The organism is Paraburkholderia sediminicola (genome assembly GCF_046027825.1).
Lineage (GTDB): Bacteria > Pseudomonadota > Gammaproteobacteria > Burkholderiales > Burkholderiaceae > Paraburkholderia > Paraburkholderia sediminicola_D.
Window position 1 is genome coordinate 1 of the sequence record NZ_JAQQDU010000075.1, and the last position, 21,380, is coordinate 21,380.

21 protein-coding genes are annotated in these 21,380 nt (G+C 62.4%); 14 read left to right on the top strand and 7 right to left on the bottom strand.

Going from position 1 to position 21,380, the window contains the following annotated elements:
- Positions 1-8: 8 nt before the first annotated feature.
- Positions 9-785, bottom strand: a complete 777-nt coding sequence (locus PQQ96_RS30920) for an enoyl-CoA hydratase (RefSeq protein ID WP_325043023.1) — start codon at positions 783-785, stop codon at positions 9-11.
- Positions 786-918: 133 nt separating this feature from the next.
- Here PQQ96_RS30920 and paaN point away from each other — a divergent pair, with 133 nt between their 5' ends.
- The 5 genes from paaN to paaK all read left to right on the top strand — a co-directional run bounded on the left by paaN (position 919) and on the right by paaK (position 6,711).
- On the top strand, positions 919-2,619 hold the full coding sequence (gene paaN / locus PQQ96_RS30925) for a phenylacetic acid degradation protein PaaN (protein WP_408299633.1): 1,701 nt from the start codon (positions 919-921) through the stop codon (positions 2,617-2,619).
- Between the two features lie 126 nt (positions 2,620-2,745).
- Positions 2,746-3,948, top strand: a complete 1,203-nt coding sequence (gene pcaF, locus PQQ96_RS30930) for a 3-oxoadipyl-CoA thiolase (protein WP_408299634.1) — start codon at positions 2,746-2,748, stop codon at positions 3,946-3,948.
- Between the two features lie 64 nt (positions 3,949-4,012).
- The gene (gene paaG / locus PQQ96_RS30935; protein ID WP_408299636.1) at positions 4,013-4,804 is read left to right on the top strand and encodes a 2-(1,2-epoxy-1,2-dihydrophenyl)acetyl-CoA isomerase PaaG; all 792 of its coding nucleotides are present in this window, start codon (positions 4,013-4,015) and stop codon (positions 4,802-4,804) included.
- 1 nt (position 4,805) lies between these two features.
- Positions 4,806-5,267 (top strand): hydroxyphenylacetyl-CoA thioesterase PaaI, encoded by a 462-nt coding sequence (gene paaI / locus PQQ96_RS30940; RefSeq protein WP_408299638.1) that lies wholly within the window; start codon positions 4,806-4,808, stop codon positions 5,265-5,267.
- A 139-nt stretch (positions 5,268-5,406) separates the two neighbouring features.
- Positions 5,407-6,711, top strand: coding sequence for a phenylacetate--CoA ligase PaaK (paaK, locus tag PQQ96_RS30945; RefSeq protein WP_408299640.1), 1,305 nt, complete (start codon positions 5,407-5,409; stop codon positions 6,709-6,711).
- A 245-nt stretch (positions 6,712-6,956) separates the two neighbouring features.
- Here the strand turns inward: paaK and mltA are convergent, their stop codons facing one another.
- On the bottom strand, positions 6,957-8,081 hold the full coding sequence (mltA, locus tag PQQ96_RS30950) for a murein transglycosylase A (RefSeq protein WP_054036778.1): 1,125 nt from the start codon (positions 8,079-8,081) through the stop codon (positions 6,957-6,959).
- 16 nt (positions 8,082-8,097) lie between these two features.
- Here mltA and PQQ96_RS30955 point away from each other — a divergent pair, with 16 nt between their 5' ends.
- A complete protein-coding gene (locus tag PQQ96_RS30955) occupies positions 8,098-8,271 on the top strand; it encodes a hypothetical protein (RefSeq protein WP_159001975.1) in 174 nt (57 codons plus the stop codon).
- Between the two features lie 46 nt (positions 8,272-8,317).
- Here PQQ96_RS30955 and apaG read toward each other — a convergent pair whose 3' ends face one another.
- A complete protein-coding gene (gene apaG, locus PQQ96_RS30960) occupies positions 8,318-8,692 on the bottom strand; it encodes a Co2+/Mg2+ efflux facilitator ApaG/CorD (RefSeq protein WP_074282095.1) in 375 nt (124 codons plus the stop codon).
- A 276-nt stretch (positions 8,693-8,968) separates the two neighbouring features.
- Here apaG and rpe point away from each other — a divergent pair, with 276 nt between their 5' ends.
- The 8 genes from rpe to PQQ96_RS31000 all read left to right on the top strand — a co-directional run bounded on the left by rpe (position 8,969) and on the right by PQQ96_RS31000 (position 16,511).
- A complete protein-coding gene (gene rpe / locus PQQ96_RS30965) occupies positions 8,969-9,652 on the top strand; it encodes a ribulose-phosphate 3-epimerase (protein WP_093643547.1) in 684 nt (227 codons plus the stop codon).
- Between the two features lie 37 nt (positions 9,653-9,689).
- The gene (locus PQQ96_RS30970) at positions 9,690-10,406 is read left to right on the top strand and encodes a phosphoglycolate phosphatase (RefSeq protein WP_408299642.1); all 717 of its coding nucleotides are present in this window, start codon (positions 9,690-9,692) and stop codon (positions 10,404-10,406) included.
- 371 nt (positions 10,407-10,777) lie between these two features.
- Entirely contained in the window at positions 10,778-12,271 is a 1,494-nt protein-coding gene (gene trpE / locus PQQ96_RS30975; protein WP_408299643.1) for an anthranilate synthase component I, read from the top strand.
- A gap of 13 nt (positions 12,272-12,284) precedes the next feature.
- Positions 12,285-12,878, top strand: a complete 594-nt coding sequence (locus PQQ96_RS30980; RefSeq protein ID WP_408299644.1) for an aminodeoxychorismate/anthranilate synthase component II — start codon at positions 12,285-12,287, stop codon at positions 12,876-12,878.
- Between the two features lie 17 nt (positions 12,879-12,895).
- On the top strand, positions 12,896-13,927 hold the full coding sequence (trpD, locus tag PQQ96_RS30985; RefSeq protein ID WP_408299646.1) for an anthranilate phosphoribosyltransferase: 1,032 nt from the start codon (positions 12,896-12,898) through the stop codon (positions 13,925-13,927).
- An 18-nt stretch (positions 13,928-13,945) separates the two neighbouring features.
- The gene (gene trpC, locus PQQ96_RS30990) at positions 13,946-14,731 is read left to right on the top strand and encodes an indole-3-glycerol phosphate synthase TrpC (RefSeq protein ID WP_408299648.1); all 786 of its coding nucleotides are present in this window, start codon (positions 13,946-13,948) and stop codon (positions 14,729-14,731) included.
- 39 nt (positions 14,732-14,770) lie between these two features.
- Positions 14,771-15,397 (top strand): CYTH domain-containing protein, encoded by a 627-nt coding sequence (locus tag PQQ96_RS30995; protein ID WP_408299650.1) that lies wholly within the window; start codon positions 14,771-14,773, stop codon positions 15,395-15,397.
- A 274-nt stretch (positions 15,398-15,671) separates the two neighbouring features.
- Complete coding sequence (locus PQQ96_RS31000; protein WP_408299652.1) at positions 15,672-16,511, top strand: uracil-DNA glycosylase; 840 nt, start codon at positions 15,672-15,674, stop codon at positions 16,509-16,511.
- Positions 16,512-16,688: 177 nt separating this feature from the next.
- Here PQQ96_RS31000 and PQQ96_RS31005 read toward each other — a convergent pair whose 3' ends face one another.
- From PQQ96_RS31005 to PQQ96_RS31020, 4 genes are all read right to left on the bottom strand, one after another.
- Positions 16,689-17,285 carry an FMN-dependent NADH-azoreductase gene (locus tag PQQ96_RS31005; RefSeq protein ID WP_408299654.1) on the bottom strand — a complete coding sequence of 199 codons (597 nt, stop codon included), beginning with the start codon at positions 17,283-17,285 and terminating at the stop codon, positions 16,689-16,691.
- Between the two features lie 154 nt (positions 17,286-17,439).
- Positions 17,440-19,230 (bottom strand): M61 family metallopeptidase, encoded by a 1,791-nt coding sequence (locus PQQ96_RS31010; protein ID WP_408299656.1) that lies wholly within the window; start codon positions 19,228-19,230, stop codon positions 17,440-17,442.
- A gap of 95 nt (positions 19,231-19,325) precedes the next feature.
- Entirely contained in the window at positions 19,326-20,051 is a 726-nt protein-coding gene (locus PQQ96_RS31015; protein ID WP_408299658.1) for a DsbC family protein, read from the bottom strand.
- 125 nt (positions 20,052-20,176) lie between these two features.
- Positions 20,177-21,349, bottom strand: a complete 1,173-nt coding sequence (locus PQQ96_RS31020) for a UbiH/UbiF family hydroxylase (protein WP_408299660.1) — start codon at positions 21,347-21,349, stop codon at positions 20,177-20,179.
- Positions 21,350-21,380: the final 31 nt, after the last annotated feature.

A 21,380-nucleotide genomic window follows, 5' to 3' on the forward strand; every position in this document is an offset into this window, starting at 1 on the left:
CAAGCGTATTACCGATGCTTGAAAACCGGTTTGCGCTTCTCAACGAACGCAGCCATCCCCTCCTTCTGATCTTCAGTAGCGAAGAGCGAATGGAACAGGCGGCGCTCGAAATGCACGCCTTCCGCCAGCGTCGTTTCGTACGCACGGTTGACCGATTCCTTGACCATCATCACCGCCGGCAGCGGGAATTCAGCAATGGTCGCCGCAGCAGCCACCGCCTCGTCAAGCAGGGAAGCCGCAGGAATCACCCGCGAGACCAATCCAGCGCGTTCTGCCTCGGCAGCGTCCATGAAGCGGGCGGTCAGGCAAAGGTCCATCGCTTTCGCCTTTGAGACGGCACGCGGCAGTCGCTGCGTGCCGCCGGCTCCCGGCATGATGCCGAGCTTGATTTCCGGCTGGCCGAACTTCGCCGTGTCGGCGGCGAAAATAATGTCGCACATCATCGCCAACTCGCAACCGCCGCCGAGCGCGAAGCCCGCCACGGCGGCAATGATCGGCTTACGGATGGAGCGCACCGTTTCCCAGTTGCGGGTGATGTAGTCGCCTTTATAGACATCCATATAGGTATAGGTCGCCATCATGCCGATGTCGGCCCCTGCGGCGAACGCTTTCTCGCTGCCCGTCACCACGATCGCACCAATCGCTTCGTCGGCATCGAACTCGCGCAGCGCGGCGCCTAGTTCGTCCATCAACGCGTCGTTCAGCGCGTTCAACGCCTTCGGGCGATTCAACGTGACCAAACCGACCCGTCCTCGCGTCTCAACCAGAATGTTCTCGTAAGCCATGCCGCCTCCTAATAGTTAATGGCGCGCAAAAAACGCTTCGCGCGGCCGTCTCAGTAATGCTACCATTCACCAACCAACCGGTCGGTCAATTATTCGACAGGCTTTTCCCAACGCACAGCCAAGCCCCTCTGCCATGACACACCCGCTATTCACCAAGCACGAAGACACGCTGCAAAAGGCACTCACCGCGATTGAAGCGCGCGGCTACTGGAGTCCGTTCGTCGAGATGCCCAGTCCGAAAGTGTACGGGGAAACCGCCAGCGCAGACGGCGAAGCCGCATTCAAAGCGCACCTGAACAAGACGTTCGAACTGGACCAGCCGTCGACCGGAGAAACCGTCGGCGCGGAAGTCTCGCCGTTCGGCTTCCCGCTCGGTGTGCGCTATCCGAAAGCCGATCCTGACGCGTTGATCTCCGCAGCCGCCGTCGCGCAGCGCGATTGGCGCGCGGCCGGCCCCCAGGCATGGATCGGTGTATGCCTCGAGATCCTCGCGCGCGTGAATCGCGCCAGCTTCGAAATCGGCTACAGCGTGATGCACACGACCGGTCAGGCCTTCATGATGGCCTTCCAGGCCGGTGGCCCGCATGCACAAGACCGTGCGCTCGAAGCGGTGGTGTACGCGTGGGACCAATTGCGCCGCATCCCTGCTGATGCCCACTGGGAAAAGCCGCAAGGCAAAAATCCGCCGCTCGCCATGCACAAGCGCTACACCGTCGTGCCGCGCGGCACCGGTCTTGTGCTCGGATGCTGCACCTTCCCGACATGGAATGGCTACCCCGGCCTCTTCGCCGATCTGGCCACGGGCAACACGGTCATCGTCAAGCCGCATCCGGGCGCAATTCTGCCGCTCGCGTTGACCGTACGCATCGCACGTGATGTGTTGCGCGAGGCCGGTTTCGATCCGAACGTCGTCACGTTGCTGGCCACGGAACCGAACGATGGCGCGCTCGTCCAGGACTTGGCGCTGCGCCCTGAAATCAAACTCATCGACTTTACGGGCAGCACGCAAAACGGCACGTGGCTTGAGCGCAATGCGCATCAGGCTCAGGTCTACACCGAAAAAGCCGGCGTCAACCAGATCGTGATCGACTCGGTGGACGACATCAAAGCCGCCGTTCGCAATATCGCCTTCTCGCTTGCGCTGTACTCGGGCCAGATGTGCACCGCCCCGCAAAACATCTACGTACCGCGCGGCGGCATCCGCACCGCTGAAGGCGAACTCAGTTTCGACGAAGTCGCCCAAGCTATCGCCGGCGCCGTGCAGAAACTGGTTGCGGACCCAGCGCGCGCCGTCGAACTGCTCGGCGCGATCCAGAACGAAGGTGTGACCCAACGTATCGACGAAGCTGCCAAGCTTGGCCGCGTTCTCGTAGAAAGCCAATCGCTCGAACATCCGGCTTTCGCTGGTGCCCGTGTGCGCACACCGCTCGTGCTCCAACTGGACGCCTCCACTGACCACGCGCAGCTCACCAAAGAATGGTTCGGCCCGATCTCGTTCGTGATCGCGACGGATTCGACATCGCAGTCGCTCGACCTGGCCGGCGCAATCGCTGCCGAGCACGGCGCGCTGACGCTGTCGGTCTACAGCACGGATGAAGCCGTGCTCGACGAGGCGCACGAAGCATCGATCCGCGGCGGCGTAGCACTCTCGATCAATTTGACGGGTGGCGTTTTCGTCAATCAGTCGGCAGCCTTCTCCGACTTCCACGGCACGGGTGCCAACCCGGCGGCAAATGCCGCGCTGGCCGACGCAGCCTTTGTCGCGAACCGCTTCCGCGTTGTTCAAAGTCGCGCTCATGTTGAACCGAAAGCGGCACCGGCGGTAGCTGGCTGAATGGCATAAGACAAGAGCACGGCTTTCGTCCTATGCCGTTTGGCCGAATGGACCGGGCCGTGCGCCCCAACTAACATGAGACATCGGATCGGCATGTCCCGCCGATCCGCCCCAGCAGGAACCCACATGAACGACGCCTTCATTTGCGACGCGATTCGCACCCCAATCGGCCGTTACGGCGGCGCCCTGAAAGATGTCCGTGCTGATGACCTCGGCGCGGTGCCGATCAAGGCGCTGATCGAGCGCAATCCCGGTGTCGACTGGCGGGAAATTGACGACGTGATCTACGGCTGCGCCAATCAGGCCGGTGAAGACAACCGCAACGTCGCTCGTATGTCCTCATTGCTGGCTGGCTTGCCCACGGATGCGCCCGGCGCAACCATCAACCGCCTGTGCGGCTCGGGTATGGACGCGGTCGGCACGGCTGCTCGCGCCATCAAGGCGGGCGAAGCGCGGCTGATGATTGCAGGTGGCGTCGAAAGCATGACGCGCGCGCCGTTCGTGATGGGCAAGGCCAGCAGTGCGTTCTCGCGGCAGGCCGATATTTACGACACGACTATCGGCTGGCGCTTCATCAACCCGCTGATGAAGCGTCAATATGGCGTCGACTCGATGCCGGAGACCGCGGAAAACGTCGCCGTCGAGTTCGGCATAAGTCGTGCGGATCAGGACGCGTTTGCACTGGCGAGCCAGCAAAAGGCAGCCCGTGCACAGCGCGACGGCACTCTGGCTCAGGAAGTCGTCGGTGTTGAAATTGCGCAAAAGAAAGGCGACCCCGTGCGCGTAACGCTCGACGAGCATCCGCGCGAAACGTCGCTTGAAAGCCTGGGCAAGCTCAAGGGCGTGGTCCGCCCCGACGGCAGCGTGACCGCCGGCAATGCATCGGGCGTGAACGACGGCGCCTGCGCGCTGTTGCTCGCGAATCAGGAAGCTGCCGATCAATACGGATTGCGTCGTCGCGCACGTGTGGTGGGCATGGCAACGGCGGGCGTGGAGCCGCGCATCATGGGCATCGGCCCGGCGCCGGCCACGCAAAAGCTGTTGAAGCAACTAAACATGACACTCGAGCAATTCGACGTAATCGAGTTGAACGAAGCCTTCGCATCGCAGGGGTTGGCGGTCTTGCGCACGCTCGGTCTGCGTGACGACGATCCGCGCGTCAATCCGAACGGCGGAGCGATTGCACTCGGTCACCCGCTCGGCGCCTCGGGCGCGCGTTTGATCACCACTGCGCTTTATCAGCTGGAACGAATCAACGGCCGCTTTGCGCTTTGCACGATGTGTATCGGCGTGGGTCAAGGCATCGCATTGGTGATCGAGCGGGTCTGATAGCAACGCCGCCTCACCAGCCGCCCCACCGCCACCGGTCAAAGAGACTTTGAGGAGACACCCAATGTCATATGAAGCGATTCGCGTCGACCTGGACGCATCGAGCCACGTAGCGACGATCACACTGAACCGCCCGGACAAGCTCAACAGCTTTACGCGCGCGATGCACCAGGAATTGAGCGCTGCGCTAGGCGAGGTCGAAGCGTCCGGCGCCCGTGCGCTCGTGCTGACCGGCGCGGGCCGCGGCTTCTGCGCGGGACAGGATCTCGCGGATCTCGACTTCACGCCGGGCGCGATGACCGATCTGGGCGAACTGATCGACACGCATTTCAATCCGCTGATTCGCCGCCTGCAAGCACTGCCATTTCCCGTGATTGCTGCGGTGAACGGCACGGCAGCCGGCGCAGGCGCCAATCTGGCACTGGCCTGCGATCTCGTGCTTGCCGCGCGTTCAGCCAGCTTCATCCAGGCATTCGTGAAGATCGGCCTCGTGCCGGACTCGGGCGGCACCTGGTTCCTGCCGCAACGCGTCGGCATGGCACGCGCCTTGGGTCTCGCCATCACCGGCGACAAACTGAGCGCGGAGAAAGCCGAAAGCTGGGGACTAATCTGGCAAACGGTTGACGACACCGAACTAGCCACCACGGCAAGCAAACTCGCGACCCAACTGGCGCAGCAGCCCACGCGCGCCATCGCCGCGATCAAGCAGGCAATGCGGGCGGGTGCGACGCAAACCCTGGATCAGCAACTCGATCTCGAACGCGATCTGCAACGTGAACTCGGTGCTTCCCACGATTACGCGGAAGGCGTGCAGGCGTTCGTGGAAAAACGCGCTCCTCGCTTCGAGGGTCGCTGATATGTCCACACAACCGAACCACCCGGCCCAAATGACACCCGACGAACTCGCTCGCGCAACCGCGGCCGCCATGTACGAAAACGACGCGTGCAGCCGGGCGCTTGGACTCGAAATCGTAGAAGTGCGCCCAGGGTATGCGCGCCTGCGCATGGCTGTGCGCGACGACTTCCTGAACGGCCATCAGATTTGCCACGGCGGCCTGATTTTCACGCTCGCAGATTCGACGTTCGCTTTCGCCTGCAACACGTACAACATCAACACCGTCGCAGCAGGCTGTTCGATCGAGTTCCTGCGGCCAGTACAGGGCGGCGACGTGTTGACGGCTGAAGCGGTCGAGCAAACGTTGAGCGGCCGCACCGGTATTTACGATATTCGCGTCACGAATCGCGCAGAGGAGACCGTGGCGATGTTTCGCGGCAAATCTGCGCAGATCAAAGGCAACCTGATTCCTGCCGGCGATTGAACTACAGATTGAACAGCAGAGCCGCGACGCGTTCGTGGCACATCGGCACCACCTACATAGATAGCAGCGAGTCCCCGGTTTTTGCGCGCAAGCGCATCGCACACCAGACCCAAGCATTGAGGCAGCAAGGAGACATTCGATGACCACCGCCCTCCCGCTCGATCCCATCGAGACAGCCAGCCGCGACGAACTCGCCGCGCTCCAACTCGAACGGCTTAAATGGTCGCTGAACCACGCTTATGAGAATTCGCAGGTCTATCGGCGCAAATTCGATGAAGCCGGCGTCCACCCGAGCGAAGTGAAGACGCTCGCGGACCTGGCGCGCTTTCCCTTCACCACCAAGAAGGATCTGCGCGACAGCTATCCGTTTGGCATGTTCGCGGTACCGCAGGAACAGATCTCGCGGATCCACGCGTCGTCCGGTACGACGGGCAAACCGACGGTCGTCGGCTACACGGCACGCGATATCGATACGTGGGCAAATCTCGTCGCACGTTCGATCCGTGCCGCAGGCGCGCAGCGCGGCGACAAGGTTCACATCAGCTACGGCTACGGTTTGTTCACAGGCGGCCTGGGCGCGCACTATGGCGCCGAGCGTGCAGGGCTGACGGTGATCCCGTTCGGCGGTGGTCAGACTGAAAAGCAGGTGCAACTGATTCAGGACTTCCGTCCCGACATCATCATGGTGACGCCGAGCTATATGCTGTCGATCGCCGACGAACTCGAACGGCAGGGCGTCGATCCGGCGACTTGCTCGCTGCGCCTTGGTATCTTCGGCGCAGAACCGTGGACCAATGACATGCGTCAGGCAATCGAAAAGCGCATGGGCATCGACGCGGTCGACATTTACGGCCTGTCTGAAGTGATGGGACCTGGCGTCGCCTCGGAATGCGTGGAGACCAAAGACGGCCCGACCATCTGGGAAGATCACTTCTATCCCGAGATCATCGATCCCGAAACCGGCGAAGTGCTGCCGGACGGCGAACTGGGCGAACTGGTATTCACCTCGTTGACCAAGGAAGCGCTGCCGATCGTCCGATACCGGACCCGCGATCTGACGCGCCTCTTGCCGGGCAGCGCGCGCACCATGCGCCGCATGGAAAAGATCACGGGCCGTTCAGACGACATGATGATCGTGCGCGGCGTCAACGTGTTCCCGACGCAGATCGAAGAATTGCTACTCAAGCAGCACGCCCTCGCACCTCACTATCAGATCGTGCTAACCAAGGAAGGCCCGCTCGACGTACTGACGTTGAATGTCGAGCCCTGCACTGAATCAGCGCCGGATACTGCCGCGCTGACCACGGCAAAACAGGCGCTAACTTACGACATCAAGGCGTTGATCGGCGTGAGCGCGATCGTGAACGTGCTGGGTGTGAACGGCATCGAGCGTTCGGTAGGCAAAGCACGGCGGGTAGTGGACAAGCGGAAGCAGGGGATTTAAGCGAAACGCAAAAGGTTGATGCTTGATAACGGTGTTGATCGACATCAGCGCCGTTATCAAATGTGCCGGCCATGAACGGGGATTAACCGTGCAGTGGACAAGGCACAACAGGCGATGGACAAGCGGAAGCTGAGAAAAGTCATATCCGGAAGCTGTGTCGCTGACAGACGCCCCATGCCAGCCAAATTGGCCAAGCGGCGGTTTCCAACCAGGAACCAGAAAACCCGCCGCCCCGCCCTACACCCTCACGAATTCGGCAACAACAACCACATCCGGCCGCCCTGCTTCATCTTGCCGGCCAGATCGCCGGCATCGTCGCCGAGGCCCCAGAAGTAGTCCGCACGCACGCCGCCTTTGATCGCAGAGCCCGTGTCCTGAGCAAAGACGAGGCGATTCATCGGCGAGTTTGTCAACGGACGCGTGGTCTGCAAGAACACTGGCGTCCCGAGCGGAATTGAAGTTGGATCCACCGCGATCGACCGCTCCGGCGTCAACGGCACGCCCAGCGCACCGATCGGACCATCCGCCCCGCCGCTCGGCGCACTCTCGCCCGACGGCATCTCGCGGAAGAACACGAAGCGCGGATTCGTATCGAGCAACGCGTCGACCCGCGTGGGGTTCGCACGCGCCCATGCCTTGATGCCTTGCATGGTCGCCTGCGCCGGAGTCAATTCGCCGCGATCGAGCAGCCACCGCCCAATCGACTTGTACGGCTGATTGTTCGTGCCGCCAAAGCCGACCCGCATCACGCTGCCGTCTTCCATCACGACGCGCCCGGAGCCCTGCACTTGCAGGAAGAAGGCCTCGATCGGATCATCGACCCACACGAGTTCATTGCCGTTGAGCACGCCCGCGCGCTCGAGTTGCGCACGCGCCGGCAGCGGAGCTCCCGCGCGATAACCGGATGGCCAGCGGTACAGCGCCGTCTGATACACGCCGTGCCGCGTGCGCGAACCGCGCAGCAACGGCTCGTAATAGCCGGTGACGAGGCCATCGAGCGTGCCGTCGTTATTGGCTAACTGGAACGGAGTGAAATACGCCTCGAAAAACGCCCGCGCACTGGTGACGTCCAGATCGTCGATCTGCGAGGCTGCCGCGCATGCGCGAGCCCAGTTCGGTTGACGTGCAAGCCTCAGGCAGTTTTGCCGCAACGCGGCCGTTGCGCCGATCAGCGAATCGTCCTGCCACCCGGGCACCTGCTGCCAGGCTACCGCGGTGAGCCGTGTCGCGGCAATCTGCCCGGGTATGATCGCGGCACCCGTGGGTGGCGAAACCGAGGGCCGGACCGCGCCACCACCACCGCAGGAAGCCAGCATCACCGCAACCGAAAGCGCGCCAAGCCATGCTCCGGCTGTGCGGACAAAACGCATACAATGTTCGTTCTTGATGGAAACCGCCATGTCTGATTTGTTCGACGAATACCCGATGCTCATCTTCGCGCTGGAATCGCTCCTCGCGCTCTTCCTGCTCGTCTTTATCGTTGTATGGACTTCGTCCGGCAAGAAAAAGGCCGCGCGCGCCGCCACCCATGAACAGCAAAAGCAGCAAAAATCCCAATAAAGCTACGCCGTAAAGCTTCTTAAAGACCGCGAGCCGCGGCCTCGGTTCAATGCAAGGTACGCGGCATACGCAGAATGAACTCGGGCACGGGTGCGTCGAAGCGCTCACCGTCCTCCGCGACGCAGAAATACTCGCCGCGCATGGTGCCAACGGGCGTGGCGATCACGGCCCAACTCGTATATTCGAAGTGCTCGCCCGGTTTGAGCAGCGGCTGGTGCCCGACCACACCCAGGCCTTTTACTTCCTGCACATTGTCGTCGCTGTCGGTGATAACCCAGTGACGCGCAATCAACTGCGCGGGCACCTGGCCGCTGTTACGGATAGTCAGCGTGTATGCAAACGCATACTGGCGGCGCTCCGGGTCCGACTCTTCGGGCAGATACTGCACCTGCGCCGAGACGCTGAATTCGTACTGGCTCATCCTGATTCCGGTCTGGTGAAACGGGGGTGAAAAATCGCGGGAAGCCCCGAACGCCAATGGTTTGCGGGCGCATTGGCAAAGCGGTGCTGTTGGTTTGGCATTCTGCTTGATGCGCGACACGCCCGCAACCGGACAAATCCCTCTGGCCAAGGGCCGCTAAGGCGATTTGTCACCCCTGTCGTGCCTTTCCAGTGCCGGACTCAACTCGCCCACGAGCCGGCTCAGAGGCGCACAAAACGGTAAAATAGCGTTTTCCCGCTTGCATCCGCCCCCGCCATGACGCAATTTCGCATCGCCCCCAGCATTCTGTCCGCCGATTTCGCCCGCCTGGGCGAAGAAGTCCGCAACGTTGTCGCCGCCGGCGCCGACTGGATTCACTTCGACGTAATGGACAATCATTACGTGCCGAACCTGACGATCGGCCCGCTCGTCTGCGAAGCGATCCGCCCGCACGTGGACGTACCGATCGACGTGCATCTGATGGTGCGCCCGGTCGACCGCATCGTGCCGGACTTCGCCAAGGCCGGCGCGAACCTGATCAGCTTTCATCCGGAAGGCTCGGACCATATCGACCGCACGCTGTCGCTGATTCGCGACCACGGTTGCAAGGCCGGCCTCGTGTTCAACCCGGCCACGTCGCTGAACCATCTGGACTACGTGATGGACAAGGTCGATCTCGTGCTGATCATGTCGGTGAATCCGGGTTTCGGTGGTCAATCGTTCATTCCTGAGGCGCTCATCAAACTGCGCGAAGCGCGTAAGCGGATCGACGCCTACAAGGAAAAGACCGGCCGCGAGATTCATCTCGAAGTGGACGGCGGCGTGAAGGTCGACAACATCGCCGAAATCGCGGCGGCTGGCGCGGACACGTTCGTGGCAGGCTCAGCGATCTTCGGCGCGCCGGATCACAAGGCGGTGATCGACAAGATGCGCGCCGCACTCGCCAACATCGAGCATTGATCACGCACCGACCGCGCACTGAGATCCCGCACTAACAATGACGACTCCGTTCCCTGCTCCGACCTTCCCCGGCCCGCGCCTGCAAGCCGCGATCATCGACCTGGACGGCACGATGATCGATACCGCCGACGATTTCACCGCCGGCCTGAACGGCATGCTGGCGCAACTCGATGCGGCGGAAACCTCGCGCGAGGAAGTGGTCGGCTACATCGGCAAGGGCTCGGAGAATCTGATTCGCAGTGTGCTGGCGCAGCGCTTCGAAATGGACCACGCACAGGACCGTTTCGACGAGGCGCTCGCCATCTATCAGGCCGAGTACGCCAGGATCAACGGCGTGCACACGCGGCTGTACCCCGAGGTCGAAGCCGGCCTCAGCGCCATGCGCGATGCCGGCCTCAAACTCGCGTGCGTCACCAACAAACCGCACCGTTTCGCGGTCGAATTGCTGGAGCAATACGGGCTCAGCCAGTTTTTCAGCGTCGTGCTAGGCGGCGACAGCCTGCCGAAAAAGAAGCCAGATCCGCTGCCGATGCTCACCGCCGCGGCGCAGTTAGGCGTCACACCGGAAGCCACCGTCGCCATCGGCGATTCGGAAAACGATGCGATGGCGGGCCGCGCGGCGGGCATGGCAACGCTGACGCTGCCGTATGGCTACAACCACGGCCGAGCTATACAAGAAATAAAATCCGATGGTATAGTTGCCTCGCTGCTCGATGCCGCCAAGGCTATCGCAGCGCACCATTCCACGACTTGAAAAGTCCCTCATCCTCATGTTTCTGAATAAAAAACGGAGTCTGATTAGCATCGACCGGGGAGCCTGGCCCTGGCGTCGCTGGTCGCGCTAACCTCGCCTGAGGTACGCTGAAGCTCGTCTTCGGCAACCGTTTTTTACTTCGCTGCGCTCACGCGTTTTTTCCATCACCTTGTTTCGCTGCATCGGTTGATTCGGCCTTCGTGTACCCGCAAAGTACATCTTGTGCGCTGAAACCCCTTGCATGCGTCGATGGGAAACTCGCGCCGGTCGGTATCATCGTGTCGACACGTCGAACGAACGCCTGACCGGGCGCGCCGCGCCCCGCTTTGTCCGACGCATAGTGCCGTCTGACGTACGTACAGGATCGGAACATGACCGAACTCGAATTCCAATCCCTCGCCAACGAGGGTTTCAACCGCATTCCGCTGATCGCCGAAGCGCTCGCCGACCTCGAAACGCCGCTCTCGCTGTACCTGAAGCTCGCGCAGACCGAACGCAACGGCGCTAACTCGTTCCTGCTGGAATCGGTGGTGGGCGGCGAACGCTTCGGCCGCTACTCGTTCATCGGCCTGCCGGCGCGCACGCTGCTGCGCACCCGCAACGGCGTGTCAGAAATCGTGCGGGACGGCAAAGTCGTCGAAACGCATGAAGGCGACCCGCTTGAGTTCATCCAGCAATTCCAGGGCCGCTTCAAAGTAGCGCAGCGCCCCGGTCTGCCGCGTTTCGCGGGCGGCCTGGCGGGCTACTTCGGTTATGACGCGGTGCGCTACATCGAGAAAAAGCTCGCGCACAGCGCACCGACAGACGATCTGAACCTGCCTGACATTCAGTTGCTGCTGACCGAAGAAGTCGCGGTGATCGACAACCTCGCTGGCAAGCTCTACCTGGTGGTGTACTCGGATCCGACACAGCCCGAGGCGTACACGAAAGCGAAACAGCGTCTGCGCGAATTGCGTCAGCGTTTGCGCACGACCGTGCAGCCGCCGGTCACGTCGGCCAGCGTGCGTACCGAGACCTATCGCGAGTTCGCGAAAGAAGGTTATCTGGCCGCCGTGCGCAAGGCGAAGGAATACATCGCCGCCGGCGAGTTGATGCAGGTGCAGGTCGGCCAGCGTCTGACCAAGCCATACCGCGACAATCCGCTGTCGCTGTATCGCGCGCTGCGCTCGTTGAATCCGTCGCCGTATATGTATTACTACAATTTCGGCGACCACCACGTGGTCGGCGCGTCGCCGGAAATCCTGGTTCGTCAGGAAAAGCGCGGCGAAGATCGCATCGTGACGATTCGTCCGCTCGCCGGCACGCGTCCGCGCGGCAACACGCCGGAGCGCGATGCCGAGCTCGCGACCGAACTCCTGAACGACCCGAAGGAAATCGCCGAACACGTCATGCTGATCGACCTCGCGCGTAACGACGTAGGCCGGATTTCGCAGATCGGTTCGGTGGTCGTCACCGATCAGATGGTGATCGAAAAGTACTCGCACGTGCAGCACATCGTGAGCTCGGTCGAAGGCAAGCTGAAGCCCGGCACCACCAATTTCGACGTGCTGCGCGCCACCTTCCCGGCCGGCACGCTGTCCGGCGCGCCGAAAGTGCGCGCGATGGAACTGATCGACGAACTGGAACCGGTGAAGCGCGGCCTGTACGGCGGTGCGGTCGGCTATCTGTCGTTCACAGGCGAAATGGATATGGCGATCACGATCCGCACCGGCGTGATCGCAAACGGCAATCTGTATGTGCAGGCGGCAGCGGGGGTAGTCGCGGATTCGGTGCCGGAATCCGAATGGCAAGAGACCGAGAACAAGGCGCGCGCTGTGCTGCGCGCCGCCGAGCAGGTTCAAGACGGCCTCGATAGCGACTTCTGACCGGAGACACACCATGCTGCTTATGATCGACAACTACGACTCGTTCACCTACAACCTGGTGCAGTACTTCGGCGAACTCGGCGAAGACGTGCACACCTATCGGAACGACGAAATCACGCTGGACGAAATTGCGAAGCTCAACCCGGAGCGCATTTGCCTGTCGCCCGGCCCGAGCAATCCGCAACACGCCGGCATTACCCTCGACGTGCTGCGCGAATTCGCCGGCAAGACGCCGATTCTGGGCGTCTGCCTCGGCCATCAGGCGATCGGCGAAGCATTCGGCGGCCGTGTGGTACGCGCGCAAACCATCATGCACGGCAAGGTGAGCACGATCGAAACCGACTGCAAAGGCGTGTTCGCCGACCTGCCGAAGCATTTCGTCGTGACCCGCTACCACTCGCTCGCGATCGAACGCGAATCGTTGCCTGACTGTCTCGAAGTGTCCGCATGGACCGAAGACGGCGAAATCATGGGCGTGCGTCACAAGGAACTGGCCGTTGAAGGCGTGCAGTTCCATCCGGAATCGATCCTGTCCGAACACGGCCACGCGCTGCTTGAGAATTTCGTCAAGCAATCGAAGCTCGCTACAGCCCACCGCACCGCTTGACGAAGAGAGACGAAATCATGTCGATTACGCCCCAGGAAGCGCTGCAACGGACCATCGAGCACCGCGAAATTTTCCACGACGAAATGCTGCACCTGATGCGGCTCATCATGCGCGGCGAACTGTCGCCCGTGATGTCGGCGGCGATCATCACCGGCTTGCGCGTCAAAAAAGAGACCATCGGCGAAATCACCGCTGCTGCCACGGTGATGCGTGAATTTGCCCGGCACGTCGAGGTGCAGGACAACTCGAACTTCGTCGATATCGTCGGCACCGGCGGCGACGGCTCGCAAACCTTCAACATTTCCACCGCAACCATGTTCGTTTCGGCCGCGGCCGGCGCCAAGGTCGCGAAGCACGGTGGCCGCGGCGTGTCGAGCAAGTCGGGCAGCGCAGACGTGCTCGAGGCGCTCGGCGTGAATATCGATCTGCAGCCGGAACAGGTGGCGGCTTCGATTGCGGAAACCGGCATGGGCTTCATGTTCGCGCCGAACCATCATCCGGCGATGAAGAACATTGCGCCGGTACGCCGCGAACTCGGTGTGCGAACCATCTTCAACATTCTCGGACCGCTGACCAATCCGGCCGGCGCGCCGAATCAGCTGATGGGCGTGTTCCACGGCGACCTCGTCGGCATTCAGGTGCGCGTGATGCAACGCCTCGGCGCCAAGCACGTGCTGGTGGTGTACGGCATGGATGGCATGGACGAAGTCTCGCTCGGCGCCGCCACGCAAGTCGGCGAGTTGCGCGACGGCCAGGTCCACGAGTACGAGATCCATCCGGAAGACTTCGGCATGCAGATGGTGTCGAACCGCTCGTTGAAAGTGGCCGACGCCGCCGAATCCAAACTGATGCTGCTCGAAGCGCTCGACAACAAACCGGGCGTCGCGCGTGAAATCGTCACACTGAACGCGGGCACGGCGCTCTATTCGGCGAACGTGGCGGCCTCGATTGCGGACGGCATCCAGTTGGCGCGCGAAGCGATCGCGAGCGGCAAGGCACGTGCGAAGGTCGACGAGCTGATCCGTTTCACCCAGCAATTCAAGCAGTAACTACGTAGCGAGACACTCATGAGCGACATCCTCGACCGCATTATCGCGGTCAAACGCGAAGAAGTCCGCGCGGCTGAACAGAGCGCGCCGCTCGAAGAATTGCGCCTCGAAGCGTCGTCGCACGATATCCGCGATTTCGTCGGCGCATTGCGCGCGAAGCACGCGGCCGGTCTGGCCGCCGTCATTTCGGAAGTGAAGAAAGCGAGCCCGTCGAAAGGCGTGCTGCGCGAAAACTTCGTGCCGGCCGAGATTGCCCGTTCGTATGAAAAGCACGGTGCGGCCTGCTTGTCCGTCCTCACCGACGTGCAGTTCTTCCAGGGCAGCGTGGCTTACCTCGAAGAGGCGCGCGCCGCCTGCAATCTGCCGGTGCTGCGCAAAGACTTCATCGTCGATCCGTACCAGATCGTCGAAGCCCGCGCGATGGGTGCGGACGCGATCCTGCTGATCGCGGCCGCTTTGGAAACCTCGCAGATGCAGGACCTGGAAGCGCTTGCGCATTCGCTGGGCCTCGCGGTGCTGGTCGAAGTGCACGACAGCAATGAGCTGATGGAAGCGCTCACGCTAAAGACGCCACTGATCGGTATCAACAACCGCAATCTGCGCACCTTCGAAACGTCGATCGAGACGACCATCGGCATGCTCGAATCGATTCCGGACGACCGTATCGTCGTTACCGAGTCGGGGATTCTGTCGCGCGCCGACGTCGAACGTCTGCGGGCGATGGACGTGCATACGTTCCTCGTCGGCGAGGCGTTCATGCGCGCGGAAGAGCCGGGTGTGGAACTTGCGCGGATGTTTTTCTAAGCGCGGCTTCAACATTCAGCGGGCGTAACGGAGCACACGATGGGCATGGAACGTGAAATCAAGCTGGCACTGCCGGTGAGCCAGGTGGACGCGGCGACGCAGTGGTTCGTCGCGCGCACCGGCGACAAGGGTCGCCCGATCGCGTTGGCGAATATTTACTTCGACACGCCCAAGCTGGCGCTGGCTACGTCGAAGAGTGCGCTGCGGTTGCGGCACACACCTGACGGCTGGCTGCAAACGTTCAAGACGGTGGGCAACGCCAAGGATGGTCTGCACAGCCGGCACGAGTGGGAAATGCCGGTGGCGGGCGAAAAGCTGGAGATCGAAGCCTTGCTACACGCATGCGACGAGCCCACCGCTGCCGAGGCGTTGCGTCAGGCCGCGCCAGAACTGATCGAACTGTTCCGCACGAACTTCACGCGCACGCTGTGGAATGTCGAACTCGAAGGCTCCGAAGTCGAAGCCGCGATCGACCAGGGCGACGTTATCGCCGAGGTGAACGGCGAGGCACGCCGCGCGCCGATCTCAGAAGTCGAACTGGAACTGAAGTCCGGCGACGAAGCGGCACTCAATACGCTCGCGGCAGAGCTCAGCAAACAGGTAGCCGGCCTTGCACCGGACAACGTCAGCAAGGCGCAACGCGGGTATCAATTGCGGGCAGCTTAGACCTTCGGCGCATGTGACCAAGGCGGGGCGCGTGTTCTTCCCGCCATGTTGGTCCCGCCGTGTTGGTCCCGCCGTGTTGGTCCCGCCGTGTTGGTCCCGCCGTGTTCGTCTCGCCGCATTACTTCCGACTTGTTCGTTTCGGCATTCGCCCCGCGCGCCGAAACCCTGCCTTAGCGCTACGCCTCTGCGCGCCAGCGCACGCCGGCAGGTTACCCAACGCCCACACGCACCCACACCTTGAGCCAGCTCGCATTTGCTGCGACACTTCCCCGCCATGACCTCAGCCTCTCGCACCCGCACCCATTCGTCGCAAGCCTCGCTATTTGGCGACGCCTCGGCCACGCCGGCCGACACAAACGCGCAGCCGAAGACGCCGCCCGCCGTCGACCGAGCCCCGCCGACGCTTGAAGCCCAATTCGCCGCCCTGCCCCCGGCCTGGCGGGCCCACCTCGCCTCGTTCATCGAAAGCGACGCCTACGCGCCGCTTTGCCGTTTCGTCGACGGTGAGCGCGCGGCCGGCAAAACCGTCTATCCCGCCGACGTCTTCCGGGCTCTTCGCCTCACCAGTCCCGACGAAGTCAAAGTCGTGATCCTCGGCCAGGACCCGTATCACGGCGAAGACCGCGGCACGCCGCAAGCGCACGGGCTGGCGTTTTCAGTCGCGCCGAACGTGCGCACGCCACCGTCGCTGCGTAACATCTTCAAGGAAATCGCCGCCAGCCTCGGCCACGAGCCGCCGCGTCATGGCTGCCTCGACACGTGGGCCAAGCAAGGCGTGCTGCTGTTGAACACCGTGCTGACCGTCGAGCGCGACGCGGCCGCGAGTCACGCGAAGCGCGGCTGGGAGAAATGCACCGACACGCTGATCCACGAACTGGCCACGCGCCATGATGGTCTCGTGTTCATGCTGTGGGGCGCGCATGCGCAAGCCAAACGCGCGTTGCTCGGCGGCAAGTCGCATTACGTGCTGGAGGCGCCGCATCCGTCGCCGCTGTCGGCGCATCGCGGCTTTCTCGGCTGCGGGCATTTTGTGTCGGCGAACGAGTATCTCGTCAAGCATGGCCGCGAACCGATCGACTGGCGCTTGCCCGACGAAGCGCAGATGCTGGCGTAACGCTCATCGCGCGAAACGCGCTGGCACCTGCCAAAAATCGGGGGCCGGAACCCCGGGGCCGAGCGCAAGGCCCCAAAGATATCAGCCGCAAAAACAAAAACGCCACGGAATCACACCCCGTGGCGTTTTTTCATTCCACCGCGCCGCAATCATGCAGCGCGAGACAACCCTCATATCTTACGCAGCAGCGATCGCTTCACGCGCGCCAGCCAATGCGGCAGTAGCAGCGTCCGGGCCCATGTTCAGGCCTTCGGCGTAGATGAAGTTCACATCGGTCATGCCGAGGAAGCCCAGGAAGGCCTTCAGGTATGGCGTTTGGCTATCGTTCGGCGTGCCCAGATACTTGCCGCCGCGTGCCGAAACCACGTGAACCTTCTTACCCTTCACGAGACCTTCCGGACCGTTTGCCGTGTACTGGAACGTGATGCCAGCGCGTGCGATAAAGTCGAAGTACGTCTTCAGTTGCGACGAGATGCCGAAGTTGTACATCGGTGCGCCGATCACGACGATGTCGGCGGCTTGCAGTTCGGCGATCAGCGCTTCGCTGCGTGCAGCGATCGCGGCTTGTTCCGGCGTGCGCTGGTCAGCCGGCGTGAAGAACGCGCCGAGGACGGCGTCGTCCAGATGCGGCAGCGGTTCTGCTTGCAGGTTACGGACGACGACTTGCGCGCCCGGATTCGATTGTTGCAGCTTTGCGGTCAGCTCGTTGACGAGCAGTGTCGAGTTCGCGCCTTGCGAGCGGGCTGCCGAGTTGATTTGCAGGATCGTGGTCATGGTTGACTCCAGTAGGGGCGCGCAGTTTTGCGCGAGTGGAGCCATTGTGTTTTTTTACCGCCCCGGGAAAAAGCCATCCGGCAGCGAAGGATTGTTGCACTGGTAGAACAATCCCCCGCCTTGAACCGTCGATTAATGACGTCCAGAATTACGATCAGCTTGCCAACCAGCGCTCCCGCGCCTTGCGCGCCGCCGGCCGTTTGTCGCTCGCGGCGAGTTTGTAGCGCGACACTTCAGGCCCGTCCAGCTTGACTTGCGCGGTACGCAGCTCGTCGCGGCGGAAGGCGTGAACTTCGACTTTTGCGCCCGGCTGATAGCGCGACAACAGCGAATCAAGATTCGAGCCGGTCACGCGCAGACCGTCGAGCGCGATCAGCACATCGCCCGCCGAGAGGCCGGCTTTTTGCGCCGCGCTGCCTTCGTGAACCGCCGCCAGTGTGCAATCCGCGCCGTTGCGCACGCGCGCGCCGAGCGACGGTTTACCGTTCTTGTCCAATTCAGGCGCGAGCGTGACGCCAAACGGCGCGAGCAGCGTCTCGAGGGGCAGATCGCGTGTGCCGTGCACGGCTTCGGCGAACAATTCGCCCAGTTGCACGCCGGTCGCTTCGGCAAAAATCGCCTCGATCTCACTTTCTTCGACGCCGACAGGCTTGCCACGATAGAAGTCGTGCCCAAACCACTGCCACAGCAAACGCATCACGTCGTCGAGCGATTTGCGGTTGTTGGTCTGCGCGCGAATCGTCAAATCGAATGCGAGCGCGACCAGCGAGCCCTTGGTGTAATAGCTGACAATCGCGTTCGGCGCGTTTTCATCCTGCCGATAGTATTTGACCCAAGCGTCGAACGAGCTTTCGGCCACCGTCTGCTTCAGACGGCCACTGCCGCGCAGCACGCCACCGATCACCTTGCCGAGCATGCCGAAATAGTCGTCTTGAGAGATCAAGCCGGTGCGCACGAGGATCAGATCGTCGTAGTAAGAGGTGAAGCCTTCAAACAGCCACAGCAGCGGCGTGTAGTTTTCGACGCTCAGGTTGTACGGCGCAAACACGGCCGGCTTGATCCGCTTCACATTCCAGGTGTGGAAGTATTCATGGCTGCACAGACCGAGATAGGTTCGGTAGCCCTCGGTGGACGCCTCGCGGCCTTCCACGGGCAGATCGCCGCGATTGCAGATCAGCGCCGTCGAAGCGCGATGCTCCAGTCCGCCATAACCATCGGTGACAGCCTGCGTCATGAACACGTAGCGATCCACCGGCGCCTTTTTCGACTTCGGCTCGAACAGCGCAATCTGCGCCTCGCAGATACGCTTCAGATCGGCGGACAGACGCGCCATATCGAGCCCGATTACACGTCCTGCGACCACGATGTCGTGCGGTACGCCATGCGCCTTGAACGTCGCCAGCGCGAACTCACCCAACGTGACCGGATGATCGATCAGCTCGTCGTAGTTCTGCGCGCGATACTCGCCGAAGCCGTAGCGCTTCGTGCCGCGTGCTTCCGGCAGCGCGGTCGCGACGCGCCAGTTGCGATACGCCGGGCCTTCCGGCTTCTGGATATCGACCAGACACTGCGCTTCCTCGTGACCGAGCGGCGCCAGGAACACGCTGGTGCCGTTGAAAAAACCCGTCGTATCGTCAAGATGCGCGGCGCGCACCGACAGATCCCATGCATACACCTCGTAGCGCAGCGTCAGCGCGCCTTTGACCGGCGCGGCCTGCCACGTGTGCTTGTCGGTCTTTTCGACGCGCACCTTGCGGCCCGCCTCGTTGACGGCGCGCAGCGTAACGATGTTGCGGGCGAATTCGCGCACCATGTAGCTGCCCGGAATCCACGACGGCAGCATGAATCGCTGGCCGGCCGGATCGGGATCGGCGACGGTCACGGTAACTTCGAACAGATGGGCGGCGGGTTGCTTGGGAACGATGGTGTAGCGGATCGGCTTCATCGGCGGCGCTTAGGAGGTGTCTGGCGGGGAGGTTCGGGGCTTGATGTGAAAGGAGGCGCACTTCGCGCCTCCTTTCTTCGACTTGTGCTGCGTGCTCAGCGCGCGGCGGACATTTCCTTGTCCAGCCGGTCTGCCGACACGGCGCCTGGCAGGCGGCGGCCGTCAGCGAGGAACACGGTCGGCGTGCCGTCGACGTTCATCGCGTGGCCGAGCGCCAGGTTCTTGTCGATTGCGGCCGTATCACAGGTGCCGGCAGCGGTAGGCGCCTGATGATCCTGCATCCACGATTCCCACGCCTTCGCGCGATCGGTCGAACACCAGATTGACTTCGACTTGGCGGTCGAATCCGGCGACAGCACCGGGTACAGGAAGGTGTAGACCGTGACGTTATCGAGTGACTTGAGCGAGGTCTCGAGCTGCTTGCAATACGGGCAGTTCGGATCGGAGAACACGGCAATCTTGCGCGCGCCATTGCCCTTCACGACCTTCACCGCATTCGCGAACGGCAGGCTCGCGAAGTCGATGCGGTTGGTCTCCGCCAGACGCGCTTCGGTCAGATTCTTGCGGGTCTTCGCGTCGACGATGTCGCCGAGCATGAGGTAATCGCCGTTCGCATCGCTATAGATGATCTGCGTGCCGAGATTCACTTCGTAGAGGCCGGCAATCGGCGACTTCGTAATGCTCTTGATCGACACGTCGGTCAGACGCGTTTGCAGCGTGGCTTTGAGCTTGTCGGTGGTTTGATCGGCCTGTGCGGAGCAGCCGATTGCCACGGCGGCGATCGCGAACACGACGGCCGCGATGCGAAAGGATTTTTTCATGCTGAATTCCTGGAGTTCAATCGCGCGCGTTGCGCGTTTTTTTGGGACGTTTCTGGTCTGACCAGAATGGCGTCCATCCGTTCATGATACCCGTCTCGCCAGCCGGGTATGTCCGCTCGGGCGCTTTACCCCAGCGCGGCCGACACCAGCCAGCGCTTGATGAACGGCTGCGAGCCGACAAATGCCATACCGGTGTTGCGCAATACCTTGGCAAGCGGACCGGGGACCGAAAAGAGTTTTTGCAGACCGTCGGTGGCGATCATCAGCGCGCGGATGTCTTCGCGGCGGGCGCGCTCGTAACGGCGCAGCAGCACCATGTCGCCAAGATCGCGGAACGCTTCCTTGCCGGCGACCGTCTCGGCGAGCGCCGCGACATCGCGCAAACCGAGGTTCATGCCCTGCCCCGCCAACGGGTGAATCAGATGCGCGGCATCGCCGACCAACGCGACGCGCGGTGCCACGAGCTTATCGACGGTTTGCAGCGCGAGCGGGAAGCCTTGCGCGGGTGTCACGCATTCCAACGCGCCGAACTGCTCGCCCGTCACGCGTTCGACTTCGGCTGCGAGTTGCGCCGGATCGAGCGCGAGCAGTTGCTCGGCGTGCTCCGTGCGCGCCGACCAGACCAGCGACACGTGGCCGTCCGGCATCGGCAGCAGCGCAATGATTTCGCCGTCCTTGAACCATTGATAGGCGGTTTCGCTGTGCGGCTTTTCCGCCTTGAAATTCGCGACCACGCCGGTTTGCTTGTAGTCGCGCCGGATCACTTTCGAGCCGATCTGCGCGCGCACCCACGAGTGCGCACCGTCCGCGCCGACCACCAGATCGGCCTCGAGCACATTGCCGTTGGCCAGACCAACGCTCGCACCGTCGGCGGTAAAGTCCAGCGCCTGAGCGCGCGTATCGATCCAGGTCAGATTCGGCTGGAAACGCAGCGCGGCATCCAGCGCACGCTCGATCACCGATGACTCGACGATCCATGCCAGTTGCGGCACGGACGCCTGAAACGCGGAAAAGTGGAGTTCGGCGTGCGCATCGCCGTAGACACGCATGTCGTAGACCGGCCCGAGCTTCGACAGATCGAGCGCCTGCCAGACCCGCAAGCGCTCCAGCAGAGCCTGCGAACTCGACGACAGCGCGTAGACCCGCGAGTCGAAGGTGGCGCCGGCGGGCAGCGCCGCGCAGGGTTGCGCGAGTAGCGCCACGCGCAGTCCGCCTTGCGTCAGCGCCAGCGCCGCGGTCTTGCCGACGAGCCCGCCGCCGATCACGGCGGCATCAAAGGTCTGGTGGTGTGCGTTCATCCGCGCATTATAGCCGCGGGGATTGCGGGGG

Coding starts and splice junctions, on each gene's coding strand:
- PQQ96_RS30920 (WP_325043023.1), bottom strand. CDS start 785: ATGGCTTACGAGAACATTCTGGTTGAGACGCGAGGACGGGTCGGTTTG.
- paaN (WP_408299633.1), top strand. CDS start 919: ATGACACACCCGCTATTCACCAAGCACGAAGACACGCTGCAAAAGGCA.
- pcaF (WP_408299634.1), top strand. CDS start 2,746: ATGAACGACGCCTTCATTTGCGACGCGATTCGCACCCCAATCGGCCGT.
- paaG (WP_408299636.1), top strand. CDS start 4,013: ATGTCATATGAAGCGATTCGCGTCGACCTGGACGCATCGAGCCACGTA.
- paaI (WP_408299638.1), top strand. CDS start 4,806: ATGTCCACACAACCGAACCACCCGGCCCAAATGACACCCGACGAACTC.
- paaK (WP_408299640.1), top strand. CDS start 5,407: ATGACCACCGCCCTCCCGCTCGATCCCATCGAGACAGCCAGCCGCGAC.
- mltA (WP_054036778.1), bottom strand. CDS start 8,081: ATGCGTTTTGTCCGCACAGCCGGAGCATGGCTTGGCGCGCTTTCGGTT.
- PQQ96_RS30955 (WP_159001975.1), top strand. CDS start 8,098: ATGGAAACCGCCATGTCTGATTTGTTCGACGAATACCCGATGCTCATC.
- apaG (WP_074282095.1), bottom strand. CDS start 8,692: ATGAGCCAGTACGAATTCAGCGTCTCGGCGCAGGTGCAGTATCTGCCC.
- rpe (WP_093643547.1), top strand. CDS start 8,969: ATGACGCAATTTCGCATCGCCCCCAGCATTCTGTCCGCCGATTTCGCC.
- PQQ96_RS30970 (WP_408299642.1), top strand. CDS start 9,690: ATGACGACTCCGTTCCCTGCTCCGACCTTCCCCGGCCCGCGCCTGCAA.
- trpE (WP_408299643.1), top strand. CDS start 10,778: ATGACCGAACTCGAATTCCAATCCCTCGCCAACGAGGGTTTCAACCGC.
- PQQ96_RS30980 (WP_408299644.1), top strand. CDS start 12,285: ATGCTGCTTATGATCGACAACTACGACTCGTTCACCTACAACCTGGTG.
- trpD (WP_408299646.1), top strand. CDS start 12,896: ATGTCGATTACGCCCCAGGAAGCGCTGCAACGGACCATCGAGCACCGC.
- trpC (WP_408299648.1), top strand. CDS start 13,946: ATGAGCGACATCCTCGACCGCATTATCGCGGTCAAACGCGAAGAAGTC.
- PQQ96_RS30995 (WP_408299650.1), top strand. CDS start 14,771: ATGGGCATGGAACGTGAAATCAAGCTGGCACTGCCGGTGAGCCAGGTG.
- PQQ96_RS31000 (WP_408299652.1), top strand. CDS start 15,672: ATGACCTCAGCCTCTCGCACCCGCACCCATTCGTCGCAAGCCTCGCTA.
- PQQ96_RS31005 (WP_408299654.1), bottom strand. CDS start 17,285: ATGACCACGATCCTGCAAATCAACTCGGCAGCCCGCTCGCAAGGCGCG.
- PQQ96_RS31010 (WP_408299656.1), bottom strand. CDS start 19,230: ATGAAGCCGATCCGCTACACCATCGTTCCCAAGCAACCCGCCGCCCAT.
- PQQ96_RS31015 (WP_408299658.1), bottom strand. CDS start 20,051: ATGAAAAAATCCTTTCGCATCGCGGCCGTCGTGTTCGCGATCGCCGCC.
- PQQ96_RS31020 (WP_408299660.1), bottom strand. CDS start 21,349: ATGAACGCACACCACCAGACCTTTGATGCCGCCGTGATCGGCGGCGGG.